Origin of the sequence: Chryseobacterium sp. CH25 (assembly GCF_004119455.1) — a bacterium.
Taxonomy (GTDB): Bacteria; Bacteroidota; Bacteroidia; order Flavobacteriales; family Weeksellaceae; genus Chryseobacterium.
This window is the reverse complement of sequence record NZ_NRQT01000002.1, coordinates 275976-290283: the sequence shown is the minus strand read 5'-3', so window position 1 is coordinate 290283 and position 14308 is coordinate 275976. Positions and strand designations below refer to the sequence as shown.

The 14308-nt window shown below is 32.6% G+C and carries 19 protein-coding genes; all 19 read left to right on the top strand.

Features of this window, described 5'->3' with window-relative positions:
* Positions 1 to 6 precede the first annotated feature (6 nt).
* The 19 genes from BOQ64_RS06760 to BOQ64_RS06670 all read left to right on the top strand — a co-directional run bounded on the left by BOQ64_RS06760 (position 7) and on the right by BOQ64_RS06670 (position 14273).
* A complete protein-coding gene (locus BOQ64_RS06760; protein WP_129054427.1) occupies positions 7 to 1020 on the top strand; it encodes a serine hydrolase domain-containing protein in 1014 nt (337 codons plus the stop codon).
* 33 nt (positions 1021 to 1053) lie between these two features.
* Positions 1054 to 1680: a hypothetical protein gene (locus tag BOQ64_RS06755; RefSeq protein WP_129054425.1), complete on the top strand. Its 627-nt coding sequence runs from the start codon at positions 1054 to 1056 to the stop codon at positions 1678 to 1680.
* Between the two features lie 157 nt (positions 1681 to 1837).
* Positions 1838 to 2305, top strand: coding sequence for an NUDIX hydrolase (locus BOQ64_RS06750; RefSeq protein WP_129054423.1), 468 nt, complete (start codon positions 1838 to 1840; stop codon positions 2303 to 2305).
* A gap of 12 nt (positions 2306 to 2317) precedes the next feature.
* Positions 2318 to 2743, top strand: a complete 426-nt coding sequence (locus BOQ64_RS06745; RefSeq protein ID WP_129054421.1) for a DUF1801 domain-containing protein — start codon at positions 2318 to 2320, stop codon at positions 2741 to 2743.
* Positions 2744 to 2772: 29 nt separating this feature from the next.
* Positions 2773 to 3069: a hypothetical protein gene (locus BOQ64_RS06740; protein ID WP_129054419.1), complete on the top strand. Its 297-nt coding sequence runs from the start codon at positions 2773 to 2775 to the stop codon at positions 3067 to 3069.
* 31 nt (positions 3070 to 3100) lie between these two features.
* Positions 3101 to 3763 carry a hypothetical protein gene (locus tag BOQ64_RS06735; protein WP_129054417.1) on the top strand — a complete coding sequence of 221 codons (663 nt, stop codon included), beginning with the start codon at positions 3101 to 3103 and terminating at the stop codon, positions 3761 to 3763.
* Positions 3764 to 3820: 57 nt separating this feature from the next.
* Positions 3821 to 4555, top strand: a complete 735-nt coding sequence (locus BOQ64_RS06730; protein ID WP_317127573.1) for a phosphodiester glycosidase family protein — start codon at positions 3821 to 3823, stop codon at positions 4553 to 4555.
* A gap of 99 nt (positions 4556 to 4654) precedes the next feature.
* Positions 4655 to 5194 carry a dihydrofolate reductase family protein gene (locus BOQ64_RS06725; protein ID WP_129054414.1) on the top strand — a complete coding sequence of 180 codons (540 nt, stop codon included), beginning with the start codon at positions 4655 to 4657 and terminating at the stop codon, positions 5192 to 5194.
* A gap of 13 nt (positions 5195 to 5207) precedes the next feature.
* Positions 5208 to 5657 carry a nuclear transport factor 2 family protein gene (locus BOQ64_RS06720; RefSeq protein ID WP_129054412.1) on the top strand — a complete coding sequence of 150 codons (450 nt, stop codon included), beginning with the start codon at positions 5208 to 5210 and terminating at the stop codon, positions 5655 to 5657.
* 16 nt (positions 5658 to 5673) lie between these two features.
* Positions 5674 to 5949, top strand: coding sequence for a hypothetical protein (locus tag BOQ64_RS06715; RefSeq protein ID WP_129054410.1), 276 nt, complete (start codon positions 5674 to 5676; stop codon positions 5947 to 5949).
* Positions 5950 to 6078: 129 nt separating this feature from the next.
* The gene (locus BOQ64_RS06710; RefSeq protein WP_129054408.1) at positions 6079 to 6858 is read left to right on the top strand and encodes a hypothetical protein; all 780 of its coding nucleotides are present in this window, start codon (positions 6079 to 6081) and stop codon (positions 6856 to 6858) included.
* 41 nt (positions 6859 to 6899) lie between these two features.
* A complete protein-coding gene (locus BOQ64_RS06705; protein WP_129054406.1) occupies positions 6900 to 7418 on the top strand; it encodes a hypothetical protein in 519 nt (172 codons plus the stop codon).
* A gap of 30 nt (positions 7419 to 7448) precedes the next feature.
* A complete protein-coding gene (locus BOQ64_RS06700) occupies positions 7449 to 7964 on the top strand; it encodes a hypothetical protein (RefSeq protein ID WP_129054404.1) in 516 nt (171 codons plus the stop codon).
* 69 nt (positions 7965 to 8033) lie between these two features.
* Positions 8034 to 9644 carry a serine hydrolase gene (locus tag BOQ64_RS06695; RefSeq protein WP_129054402.1) on the top strand — a complete coding sequence of 537 codons (1611 nt, stop codon included), beginning with the start codon at positions 8034 to 8036 and terminating at the stop codon, positions 9642 to 9644.
* Positions 9645 to 9750: 106 nt separating this feature from the next.
* Positions 9751 to 10134, top strand: coding sequence for a 5-carboxymethyl-2-hydroxymuconate Delta-isomerase (locus BOQ64_RS06690; protein WP_129054400.1), 384 nt, complete (start codon positions 9751 to 9753; stop codon positions 10132 to 10134).
* Between the two features lie 33 nt (positions 10135 to 10167).
* Positions 10168 to 10671, top strand: coding sequence for a DinB family protein (locus tag BOQ64_RS06685; protein ID WP_129054398.1), 504 nt, complete (start codon positions 10168 to 10170; stop codon positions 10669 to 10671).
* Between the two features lie 202 nt (positions 10672 to 10873).
* On the top strand, positions 10874 to 11932 hold the full coding sequence (locus tag BOQ64_RS06680; protein WP_129059667.1) for a hypothetical protein: 1059 nt from the start codon (positions 10874 to 10876) through the stop codon (positions 11930 to 11932).
* A 17-nt stretch (positions 11933 to 11949) separates the two neighbouring features.
* Complete coding sequence (locus tag BOQ64_RS06675) at positions 11950 to 12966, top strand: DUF2268 domain-containing putative Zn-dependent protease (protein WP_129054396.1); 1017 nt, start codon at positions 11950 to 11952, stop codon at positions 12964 to 12966.
* Between the two features lie 317 nt (positions 12967 to 13283).
* Positions 13284 to 14273 carry a dienelactone hydrolase family protein gene (locus BOQ64_RS06670; protein ID WP_129054394.1) on the top strand — a complete coding sequence of 330 codons (990 nt, stop codon included), beginning with the start codon at positions 13284 to 13286 and terminating at the stop codon, positions 14271 to 14273.
* The last annotated feature ends 35 nt before the right edge of the window (positions 14274 to 14308 follow it).

Sequence of the window (14308 nt, the reverse complement as noted above, 5' to 3'; positions counted from 1 at the left end):
CTAAACATGCAGTATTATAAAAAACTCTTCTTATTTTTTGCTACGCTCCTACTCTTAACTCATTACACATTTGCCCAGACAAAAAAAGTTGCTCAAATAGATTCTTTACTGCAATCAGCAAATCAAGCTGGAGTTTTTAATGGAAATATTTTAGTATCAAAAAATAATAAGATTATTTACAACAGTTCCTTTGGATTTGCGGATGCTACAAAAACAAATAAGCTAACTCCTGATTACAGATTTAATATTGGTTCCATTACCAAAGAATTTAGTGGCATAGCATTGCTGCAGTTACAGGAACAGGGTAAACTGAAAATAGAAGATCATATCTCCAAATATATTCCGGAATTGCCTCAATGGGCTCATGAAGTGACTATAAAAGATATATTACAGTACACAAGTGGATTACCCAATGTAAACTGGAAAAAAATTAAAAGTAATCATGATGTTTTTGATGATTTAAAATTAATAAACAAACTTGATTTTGTTTCGGGAACTCAATATAATTACAACATGAACAATGTTTTCTTAAGGCAGTTTATTGTTGAAAAAATTACTGGAATGACTTACAAAAATTATGTAAGCAAAAATATTTTCAACCCATGTAAAATGAACTCGTCTGAAATTACACCTATTGTTGATGAAAAGTTTATTGCAAAAGGGTTTAATAACCAATTAAAAGAAGATAAGCCAGATTTTTTGGTGGGCGGAACTTTCTTAACTACAACGGATTTACTGAAATTCGTGAATTGTCTTTATTCAAAAAAATTAATCAATGAAAATTCACTGTTTGAATTAGGACAACACTACAATCTGCCGGAAACTCAATCCTCTTTGGGAGAAGCTCAATTTAACAACAAAAAATTAGTTGCCCACGCTCACGATGGAAGAGCCGGAAACTATGAAGCTCTTTTGGTCTCTGATCTGAATGAAAATCTTACTATTATTTTGTTGGGAAATAATTATAACGGAAAATTATTTGAAATTTCTGATGCTATTACTGCTATTTTGAAAAAATAAAAAAGAGTTACAATCACAATTTATTTAAACTAAATGTTCAAAATCAAAGACAAATTATTTAATATTCAATATGCTTATTTGGATGCTTTTGTAAATTCTGATCATCAGTTGGTTTTCGGGCTGCAGATTAAAGCTACAGGTACTGATAAAATGCCGGATAATGAAAATGATGATACTTCAGACCTATTTTTTCCAGACGATGCATTATTTTTCAATTCGGAAATTTTATTAAAGATCAATCCTAATGAAATAGAAAGATGGCAGGATATTGCCGGAAGAACAATTGAGTGGAAAGATTATCCGGAAGACGAACAGGAACCTCATGCTTTATTTTATGTTTATGAACATAATGAAGTATATAATGCCAAAATTGAATTTAAAGCACTGAAAGAGAAAATCATTGTAAAAATTAAAGCCATCTGTGATATATATGCAGGAGAATTTTTTTCTGATAATTTACCTTTAGAAGTTGAAACTGAAGTTGACTTTTATGGAATATTTTGTGGCAAAGGCACTACCGAAGAACAATGCTTTAAAAAAGTTAGTCCATACTTAAATACCGATGCTTTAAAAGTTGCTCAGAATAAGTACGGAGTATCCATTGTGGTTCCACAGGATACCAATATGGAAACCAATTTACTCATATTAGCAGACTATTAATTTTATTGAATATACATTCTTTAAAACTGTATATTCAAAATAATGCAATATGGCCTGATGGTTTTGCTTATATTATCTTTACAAATTCTTTTAATGAAGAAACAACTAACAGGGTAAGATTAATAATGCGTTATCTAAAAAAATCAATTAAATAGACATGAATACTAAAAACTATACTACTGAATTAGATCAGAATAAATCTCCCAATGACAAACAGGCTACACAACCGAAAATCATTGATAAACTGGCCTGGATAGAATTAAAAGATAAATCTATTCTCTCCACTAAAAGTTTTGGTAAAGATAAATACTATATTCCGGGAGGTAAAAGAGAAGCTGGTGAAACCGATGAACAGGCCTTAATCCGTGAAATAGAAGAAGAACTGAATGTTACCGTTGACAGCAATACCCTAAATTATATCGGAACGTTTGAAGCTCAGGCACACGGACATGCGGAAGGTATTATTGTAAAAATGACCTGTTATACGGGCCAATACTCCGGAGAATTAAAAGCCAGTTCTGAAATTGAAGAAATAAAGTGGCTGAATTACTCTAATAAAGATAAAATATCAGAAGTAGATCAATTGATTTTTGATTACCTGTACTCTAATAATTTGTTAGAATAAACGCTCATTGATATGACCATTCAACAACAAATCTCAGAATACATCAACAGCCAGCCAGGATCCAAACGTAGCGATATGCAGGAACTTCACCATCTCATACTGGAACTTATGCCAGATAGTAAATTATGGTTTCTGGACGGCAAAAATGATGAAGGCAAAACCGTTTCCAATCCCAATATAGGATATGGAATCCACACCATTCAATACACAGATGGTAAAACGAAAGAATTCTATCAGATCGGGATGAGTGCCAATACAACCGGAATATCTGTTTATATTATGGGAATAGATGATAAAACCTATTTAGCCCGAACATTTGGAGCAGAAATAGGAAAAGCAAGCGTAACCGGATACTGTATTAAATTTAAAGCCCTGAAAGACATCAATATTGAGGTTCTTAAAACAGCAATACTCTATGCCTATAATCAAAAGCCTTAATTTTACAATAGAATTTAATAACACTAACCATGGAATCATCAAATAAACCTATCCGTAAACTCACCTTATTTCTCATCGTAGGAATATTATCTCTTCTTATCGGTTTATTCTTTTCCTATACGGCATTCACCAGTGTTTCTGCAGCAGATGGTTTGGCAGGAATGTATATCTTACTGGGATTAATTCCAGTTGTTCTCATCATCATTATAGATAGAATCTGCGTTTGGAAATTTGGAGCAAGAAAAGTCAATAAAGTTCAGTTTTATATTACAGGAATACTGGTTTTTCTCTTTATCATGAACTGGATCAGACTACAGCTTCAGTAAACAAACTGATGATAAAAATTAATAAAAAAACATGAAAAAAGCATTTAAATTTATAGGAATTACACTGGGAATCCTTGTATTATTTCTCATCGCCAGCAACTTTATACAGGTTAATGAAAGAGAAAGCCTTCTTTATAAAATTCAGCAATATGTAACCTATAATGATGAAGACTGGAATAATTATGAAACCAATCAGAAAATATTGGCAGAAAACCCAGTGGGATCTTCTCAAACTACTGTTGCAGCAGTACCTGTAAAAGATTTTCATCCTTACAATATTGATTTACTCACTGAAAGTGCTAAAAAAGAAGAATTAAAAAAAATTGAGAATGCTCATTTTGAAAATTTAGTTCCGGCAAAAAAAGGTCCGGATGATGAAGATGCTCAAATCGCACTGATTAAACTAACCGATAGACGCTTAACAGATGTTATCATCAATCAAAAGCTGAGTGTCAAAATCGGGAAATGTTATGAAAATCCGAATAAAGAGGAAAACTACAGCTGTGTAAGCTGTATGATCTTATTGTACAACAGGGAGAAAAAAGATTGGCAGGAAGCACCTGATGGAGAAAACTTCCTGGACAATTCCTATGATTTCTATCAAACCTATGAAGGTGGAGAATGGGGAGCAAAAGGGTTATCAATGTATATTCCTTATGATAAAGATCTTTTTAAAAAGTATGAAAAAAAATAAATAGCAACACCTCTACAAAAATTAATCTTATTGTACTTAGCATAATTAGAGGATGTTATAAACACTTTACCTAATGCCAATAAAGTATTATTATTTGCTTTCCGCCCTACTTCTTTTTTCATCTCCTGTACAGAAAAAATAAAGGATGAAAATAACTTTGTCCTCTATCAGGCGGATCTTAAAAAGCAAAATGTAAAGCTATATTGGAAAAACAATCAAAATGAGATCCTGAAAAGCATCAGTAATCTGAAAAATGATGTAGAATCCAGAAATGAAAAACTAATTTTCGCCATGAACGGCGGAATGTTTGAAGCTGATAACAGTCCAAAAGGACTTTATATTGAAAACTTTAAAACACTGAAATCTATAGATACATTACAAGGGTCCGGAAATTTCTATCTTCAGCCCAATGGAATATTTTATATCACCCAAAACAATCAGCCCGGGATTATTGAAACCAAACAATACAAACAAAATACAGCCATAAAATATGCTACCCAATCCGGTCCGATGCTATTAATCAATGGAAAAATAAACTCCATCTTCCAAAAAGATTCTAAAAACCTGAATATCAGAAATGGAGTGGGTATTCTGGAAAATGGTGAAATTATTTTTGCAATGTCTAAGAAGGAAGTAAATTTTTATAGTCTTGCTCTGCTTTTTAAAGAAAAAGGTTGTAAAAATGCTTTATATCTGGATGGATTTGTATCCAGAACGTATCTTCCGGCAAAAAACTGGATTCAGACCGATGGCAATTTTGGAGTAATGATAGGCATTACAGAATTAAAATAGAAATAATTTTTCATCAAATAAATCATTTCCAACAGGTAAAATATACTTACCTTTCTCCCCAATTAAAAAACAAATTCACCTTATCATTCACTACTAAACATGAAAAAAATCATATTGGACCTGGCCACAACCTTAGACGGATTTATTGAAGGACCGAACGGAGAAATCGACTGGTGCATCATGGATGATGATATGAATTTTGATGGATTTATCTCTGGAATAGATACTATTTTCTACGGAAGAGTAAGCTATGATGCATGGGGAAATTATCAGCCTGATGAAAACACAGCTCCGGAAGAACTGGAATTCTGGAGAACCATTCATGCAAAGAAAAAATTTGTGTTTTCAAGCCAAAATCGCGAAGACGAAAGGGCAACATTTATTCATTCTGATTTTGTGGAAAAAGTTTCAGAAATAAAAAAACAAGGTGGAAAAGACATTTGGCTGTATGGCGGTGCAAGTCTCATCAAAACTTTTATTCAAAACAACTTAATTGATGTATACAGGATATCTGTACACCCTGTTGCTTTGGGAAAGGGAAAACCTCTTTTTGAAGATCTGAAAGAAAGATTAAATTTAAAACTTGTTGAAACCAATGTTTTTAAATCCGGTGTTGTTCAACTTATTTACCATCCATAAACTACAATTGAATATGAAACATTACATGTCTTTTTTTCTGCTTTTCTTACTCATTCATTGGATACCGGCTCAAACAAAACAGGACACCCTGAATATTAAACAGGCGGCTCTTGATTATATAGAATCACAGCATTCTCCTTCCCCAAGCAGAATGGAACGTGCCTTGCATCCCCGCATGGTAAAACGCACCTTTTGGAAAGACAAAGCTACAGGCAAAGAATATCTCCGTGAAACCAATACAGAATCTATGGTTTTACTGGCCGAAAGCTATAATAAAAATGGTGATAAATTTCCTGCTTCTCCTAAAAAAGAAATAAAACTGCTCGATATTTCTGATAAAGCAGCTTCTGTAAAATTACTGGCAGATGAATGGATAGATTATATGCATCTTGTTAAGCTCAATGGATCATGGAAAATAGTCAATGTTCTTTGGCAATACAATGACAGCAAGCAGCATAACTAAAAAACTTTTTGTCAACATGAATATAAAACTGGATTCCATCATTCTTTATGCACAAAATACCAATTTGCTTAAGAACTTTTATGTTGAAAACTTTAACTTAAAAGTGATTGAGGAAGATTCTGTTTGGGTTTTAATGAACGCCGGAGCAGTTAATATCGGACTCCATAAAATCGGAGATCAATATCTTGAAAAAATAGAAACAGGTTACCAATTTGACAACAATACCAAACTTGTTTTTGAAGTGGATACGGATATTGAATCAACAAGAAATGAACTGCTCACAAAAAAGTAGAGATGAGAGCTATTAAAACCTTTGAAAACTATGATTTCTGGTTATGTGACGGTATAGATCCTGAGGGAAATGTATTTCAGTTAAAATGCAGAAAATAACAGATTAAATTTCGAATATTTAGACCATACCATGAAAACAAAAAATATACTTGGATTTTTATTTGTACTCACCGCTCATTTTTTGTTCGGACAGAATATATCAACTATTGAGAAACAACTGAGTAAAGCCTTTCAAAAGATTGATTACTGGTCTTCTGAGGGTAGAAATAACGAAAATTCTTATGATTCACTTGCGACAGCCAATACCAAATTTGAAAAATTATTAGTTCAATATACGTCTTCACATTCCCAAACCATAAGCCATCCTTTCAAATCTTTAGAGAAAATCGGGTTAATTATTGCAACTTCCGAAGATGGTAAATTCAGAATTTATTCATGGGATACCTGGACAGGCGGAAGCATGCATTTTTTTAAGAATGTCTTCCAGTATGAGGTAGATAAAAAAATATATTCTAAAACTGTAGAGAGCCAGGGTGAAGGTGATCCTGGCAACTATTATACCCAGGTCAATGATATCATTTCTGAAAACAAAAAATATTACCTTGCTCAAAGTAAAGCGATCCTGAGCTCAGGAATGAGCTACCATGCCATCAAAGTTTTTTCTATTGATAACGGAAAGCTGAATGATAAAGCTCAATTAATAAAAACCCAAAGCGGAATAAAAAACCAGTTGAGTTATGAAGTAGACCTTACTGCTTCTACCAACAGACAATATGAAGGAAGAGATTATGAAATTGAATACGATCCGAAAAATAAAATCATCAGTATTCCTTTAATACAGGCAGATTCTAAGATCACAGTTAAAAAGATACGGTATCAGTTTAAAGGGAAATATTTTGAAAAGATATAACAGTCTTTATATTTAGCGATGTACGAGAAAAACTATTATTGATGAAAAAAGTAATCATAACAGATCTTATTATTGTAGCATTAGTTTACATTTATTATCCGGTCTTTGACAGTGAAACAATTTCCTATTTCATTATTTTTTTGTGTTTTGCTATTCTTTGTTTTTCAGTAGCGAAAATTTATACCTCGAACGACAAAGAAAATTATGAATCTGTTGAAAAAGAAATGAACCAGCGCTATGCTGATGACGGTATTTTTCAATACATCAATAATGGATTTTATGTAAAACAGGAAAGAACCATTGAATGGATAGAATGGAATCAAATTATCACGGTATATTCATTCAGTATTCCGATATTAAACACTGCCAGACAAACCGGAATAGAAATCATTACCGATGAGAACAGCTATGAATTTACTTATGAAAATACCCCTGGAATAGATAAATTGATAGATCAACTTATTAAGCATCTTCCGAGTTGGAAATACGATTCTCCAACTATTAGAAATAATGCTGGTGCTAAAAAAACGTTGCTTTACCAACGAAAAAATATTCAATAATATAAGAAATATTAGTCAAAAAATCTAAAAATGTGTACCATAATTAAAGTAAAAAATAGAATTAACTGGTTGGTGACCTTTATTACAAGCTTAGCTTTAATAGTATTTCTTTTTATTATTATTATTTTAATCCCTTTGGTATCTGTTAAAGAAACTTATTTTCTGTCTGTAATCAACTATCTCATCAATGTAATTCCTTTTGTAGCATTTTTCACTCTTTTTTTATATTTCTGGCTCTGGAATACCTTTGGAAAAACACTTCTCATTGTTGAACAAGAAACCATTACAATAAAATATAAAAACAAATTATTTGTTGGTTCAAAAATATTCCTGAAACAGGAAATTAAAGATATTCAGACAATAGATTTTAAAATAGAAAAGTATCAATTCGGTACCCGCTATCATTTCTCATGGGTAGATGCTACTTACTCTGTTGTATTTATAAATAATAATGGTGAAAAAAGAATTATTGACTGGATTACAAAAGAGAAAGCAGATGAAGTAACTGAAAGGATAAAAAAAGTATGGTATCAGAATAATGTTTAAAATAATAAGTTTAAATACAAGCAAAATGTAATACAAACTACTTTACAGCTGTCTTATAATAAAAGATACATGAGAATCATTCTAACCTGCCTTCTGGTAATTTTGGCAGCTAATCCTGTTTTTTCACAAAAAATAAAACAGCTGGAACAATTATTAGCAGCTTATGACCAAGCAGATCAATTCAGTGGTACTGTTCTTGTCGCTGAAAAAGGAAAAATTATTTTTGAGAAAAGTTATGGCTACAGAAACGGCCCTAAAAAAGAAAAGAACACCAATAACAGTCTTTACCGGATTTTCTCCACCACAAAAATGTTCACAGCCACAGTAATTCTGAAACTGGAAGAAGAAGGAAAATTATCTATCAATGATAAACTTTCCAAATACTACCCTAACTTTCCAAAAGGAGATAGTATCACCATTGCTAATCTTCTTTCTCATACCTCAGGAATCCCCAATGATACAGCCTCAGAAAATACTGTAGATGAAGAAACGTTTATGAAATTCATTGCTTCAAAGCCGCTAGACTTTTCACCAGGCAAAAAATGGGATTATTCAAATTCCGGATATTATATTCTTGGGTATATCATCAGAAAAGTAACCGGATCAGGCTATGAAAAGGTAATTGAAAATTATATTCTGAAGCCTCTGCAAATGAATCATACCGGCTTTCATTTTAATATGGTTACTGATGAAAACAAAGCCTTCGGATATGAATTTTTATCACCTAATAATTCCAACGAAGCTTTACGTTTTAAAACCGATCATCCTTTTGCTGCCGGAGCCATGTATTCTACTGTGGAAGACCTTTTCAAGTTCAACGAATCTTTTAAAACCAATACCATTCTTAAAAAGGAAACCATTGAAAAAATGTTTACTCCTTACCTTAATGACCATTATGGATTGGGCACTGATCGCCTACTCAAAGATGGTAAAAACAGAATTGGTCATGACGGTGGCGGGCCAGGCTATAGAAGCAGATACTACAGAATATTGGAAGATGATATTTGTATTATTGTGATCTCAAATTCTGATTTATCACATACTGATACTATTATTCCAAAGATTGAAAACATACTATACAACAAACCTTATAATATCCCGACACCAGCCAAAATTAATTCACAGCAATTAAAAGAACTGGAAGGAGTTTACTCTACAGGAACTACCGATTTCTATGTAACAGTCGTAGACGGGCAAGTTCTTTTCAGAGAAAAAGGATTTCCTATCTGCTCTCTGTTTCCTATCACTAATACTTCATTCCAATTGGATGATAATTTCACATTTACTTTTAAACCGGATGAATCAGGAAAAATAAATTCATTGGCCGTTAAGTTCCGTGATGGAAGTGTAAAAACAGGGACAAGAAAAGCTTCTAATTATCTATGGGGAATCATTGGAAATGCAACGCCAGGTGGCTGGGATGGTAAAGACACTCCATTGTTAGTAGATCCCAAGAATCAAAATCTTTATTTCCTCAAAAACTTTCATCTGAAAAAAGGCAATCTGAAATTCAGACTTGATAATGATTGGGGATATAACCTTGGCCTAAACAACGACGGAAAAACCATTGCTCTTAATGCCTATGATTTTCCGATAGCAGAAGAGGGTCAGTATGATATTGTATTGGATATGTCTGATCCTGTAAAACCTCAGTATAGTATAAAAAAAACTGTTCTGTAAAATATACAACCCCAAAACCGCTCCATTTCCGAGCGGTTTTTTATTTGAAAAATGGATTCATATTTTTCTTATTTTTACATAACAAAAATCATATCACAAAACATTTATGCCACATTTCATCATAGAATGCTCACAGGATATTCTCCAACAAAGAACTCCGGATGAAATCATGGATGCAGTATATCATGTGGCTCAATCAACAAACCTGTTTGCTGTGAATGATATTAAAGTAAGACTGCAACCTTATCACTATTATCGATTAGGAGAAGGCAAAAAGAACTTCCTGCACGTCTTCGGATACATTATGCAAGGACGCAGTACAGAACAAAAAGCAGATCTTTCAAAACAAATAAGCACACGGCTTACAGAACTACTTCCTGATATTTCATTTCTATCGGTAAATATCTATGAATTTGAAGCAGCTACTTATACCAACAAAGCCCTCATTAATCCTGAGAACTCTAATCATGACCGTCATTTTGGGCTTTGACACTCATTTTTAAAACCACAAAATATAAATATCATGAGCTTAAAAACATTAATCACTAAAACCGCTGAGTACAACAATTGGGTAGTCAATAAATACATTGACTGGCTATCCACAAAATCTGATGAACAGCTTAATCAGGAGACCATTTCAAGCTTTCCAACTATCTTAAAAACACTGCATCACATCTGGCAGACTCAGGAATACTGGTGGAGTCATATTTCCGAAAACAACGATTTTGATTTTGCTAAAACTACCGCTGAATCCAGTAAAGAAGAAGTTTTCAGGAATATAAAAAGTAATTCACAAAAACTGGTGGATTACGTAGAAAGCTTATCTGAAGAAGACCTAATAAAAAATGTAAAAATAGAATCCCAATGGTTTCAATGTGACTTTTCAAAATATGAATATATCCAACATGCTATTCTTCACGGAACTTATCACAGAGGACAAATCGTAACAATGGGCCGTAATATAGGAATCACAGATGCTCCTATGACAGATTTCAACTTCTGGAATATTTACAAGGACAAAGAATAACTTTTTGAACTTTAAAAAATTAATAGAATGAGCCAAATCTTTGAGCTCATATATTGTCATGCCTGTTAAAAATCAAATTTAGACAATAACTTTTTTATCAATTGAGCTCTCCGGATTACCATTCAGAAAGAAAATTCAACCATTGAGCTTATAAAATTTCTTACTATTCTTTTTTTATAATATTTTAGTTCAAAAATAAACCATGAAAAAAATTCTCAAATTCTTCAAATACGCTGTACTTACCGTATTGGCTGTCATTTTAATTTCTATTCTGTATGCGTTTGTAAGTAACAGAATTTTTATTGGCGGAAAAGATTCCGAATTCACAGATTATCTGAAAAACAACCATACTCAAATAAATGATAAAATAGACGGTAAATTATTTGATAATCATTTCTACAATTCTCAGGTTATTCTTTTGGGAGAAATTCATGGATATGCAGACAACCAAAAGCTGGATCTTGATTTACTGAAATTTTTAAACCAGAAATCAGGTGTTAAATATTATATTGCTGAAATGGACAGCACCAATTCCCATAAACTGAATCTGTTTCTTCATGGAAATACAAAAGATCAAAACTTGCTTAAAGAAGTTGTACTGGCTGTAAAAAAGAGAATTCCACAACAATCCAGTAAGGAATTAATGGATAAGTGGAACGCCGTTTATGATTATAATCAAACCCTAAAAGATTCTTTAAAAATATCCGTGATTGGGATTGATACAGATTTCAATAACAATTCCCGTAAAATATCCAGGGATTCTTCGATGATCGTCAACTTTAAAAATGCAGTGAAGAAGCAGAATATTGAGCATGAGAAATTCTATGGGCTTTTCGGGTTTTATCATGTCCTTCAACATGGTGTAAAAAAAGATAAGATGCCTTTTGCAGAAGAACTTAAAAACTCAGGCTTTAAAACATCAAGCATTGTAAGCTACCCTTTAGACAGTGAAATGTATCTGCCAAAAAATCCACAGTTCCCTACTCCAGAAGATGAAAAAATAGACTGGATTAATGCTGATGGGCCATTCATGTTGGTAAAAGGAATTAATGACTTCAAAGATTTTGCAAAACCTAATTCCATTACATTATTCAAACTTAATGCTAATAATTCTCCTTATCAACATGCAGATAAATTAATATCTGTAAAATCCAGAATGTTTGGAGAAAGCTTTACTCCACAGGAAAACACCCACACTCTGGATTATTTTCAGTATGTTGTGATCACAAAAAATTCAAAAGCTTTAACCCCTATACAATAATCATTTGCCTCCTTTCAATGAAAAAAATTATTTCGGTTTTATCAGTATTTATTGTGCTTTCCTGCTCTACACGAAACGCATCTCTTACTACAGATAAAAATTTTGATTATAACAGATTAGAAAAGGTAGCTGATAGTGTAAAAGTTGAGAATATTGTTATTAATAATCTCTTCAAACATCAGCTTCTTGCTCATAAAAATAAGCAATATGATTCTGCAAGGATCGTTAAAAATGTCTATCTGCCACATAAAAAATTATGGGACAGCTGCTATGGAGTGATTTTCGGGGATGAAAATGCTAACCTGTTCAACAATCCTAAAGGAATGATTGCCTGGAACCAATCCTTATATAACAAGAATAAGCAGGAGCTTGAAGAAAAAGCCAATATTGTTTTAAGTATTGATCTTAAAAAACATTTTCAAAAAACCTTAGCCCAATTCAACAAATTGGTTCCTTATCAGCCTAAGGCAAAAATCAGCTTAATCTTTACTCCCATCACCGGAATTTCATTTGGCGGATGCAATGCAGAACAATTTGCTTTAGAGCTTAATAATAAAGATGTGGATATCCTTTACTCTCTTGAAAAAGCTCTTCCCCATGAACTGAATCATCTGGTGTACGAACATTTCAGAAATACAGACAGCAATGGCGGATCTGCCTTGAGCCAGACAATAGATGAAGGTTTTGCCTGCTATTTTACTTATGTCTTCTTTAACCGTAAAATGGAAAAATATGAAGCCGTTGAAAATATGTCAAAGAAGAACTGGAGCTGGTATCTCAATCATGAAAAAGAAATATTCATAAAACTAAAGCCTTATTTTTCAGATCGTTCAGGAAATAATCCTTTACTGAGAAATGATAAACTCAAGCTTTTCCCGGATGCTCCAAAATCAATGAATTATTGGCTGGGATTCAGGATCATTGAAAAATATGTTGAAAAAAACGGCCCGGAGTCCTGGAAAGATGTTTATCATTTAAATGCCACAGATCTTTTGGAAAAAAGTGGGTATGAGCAATTCATAGAAAATTTATAGGACCTTTAAGGCTATTAAAAAATCACGGAATCAACCTTATTTATAAGGGTTTCATCGTTTTCCATAATGTTGGTAAAACATGTGGATAACTTTTCAACAATCCCTTAACCACTATCCATAAAATGTGGATAACTTTTTAAAAAGCATAAAAACAAGATAACAAATAACTATATTTCAACTGTTTAAATAAATAAACATATCCACATAAAGTTTTCCACATCCTAAAACAAACGTGGATAAGTTTATGTGGATAACTTTTTTAATTCCTATAATTCATACTTTTACGTGAAACACTAATATCCATAAGTAATAGAACTATGAACAAAATATTATTCGGAATTCTTTTTTTTCTTTGTCAATGGAGTTTTTCACAGAACATTACTTCGTATGAACATTTTAAGCACCATTCAGTCATCAAAAAGAATGACACCATTAATTATTATGTTTATTCCCGGGAAAAGATTAGTAATACAACAGGAATTCTTTTATTTATACACGGATCGGGAGCTTTCCCTATGTTCACTGTTACCAAAGACAGTAAAACAACATCTGTAGTCTCTACTGTTCCTTTTGATCTGGAAAAACTTCCAAAGGATTATGCTTTTGTTGTAGTGGCTAAAAAATGTGTTCCTTTTGTTACTACCAATAAGGAATATCAGCCATCAAAATGTTTTTATGAAAATGAATCCCTGAATTACAGGGTCTGGCAGTATAATAATGTTCTTCATGATTTCATTAAAAAGATAGAGACTCCTAAAAATATAATTGCTATTGGACATTCCGAAGGAAGTGACGTTGTTGCAAAATTAGGAACTGTCAATAAAAATTTAACCCATATCGGATTCTGGTCTGGAAGCGGAAACAGCCAGTACAATGATTTCGCTCTTATGATAAGAAAGGAAGTCAGTGAAAAAAAGATTGATGAAAAAACCGCAGCTATGAAACTAGACACTCTTTATGAAAAATTAAAGGATATAGAAGCCCACCCAAATGATATCAACAAATTCTGGATGGACAATACCTATAAAAGATGGCATGAGTTTTCTGAACCTGCTGTTGAAAATTTATTAAGGATAAACATTCCTATTTTTGCAGCAATTGGAACCCAGGATCAGGCCGTACCTATTGAATCATCATTAATTATCAAATCTGAATTTATCAGAAAACATAAAAAAAATCTAACCTACAGAATATATCCGGACTACGACCATGGATTCGAGACCGTTCCATCTAATCCTAATGAAGAACCACAAGATATGTGGATGAGCGTCTTTAGTGAATTTATGAATTGGGTTGAGAAAAAATAGAATATTTTCAGCTCATCCGTTTGCAGATATTTTGT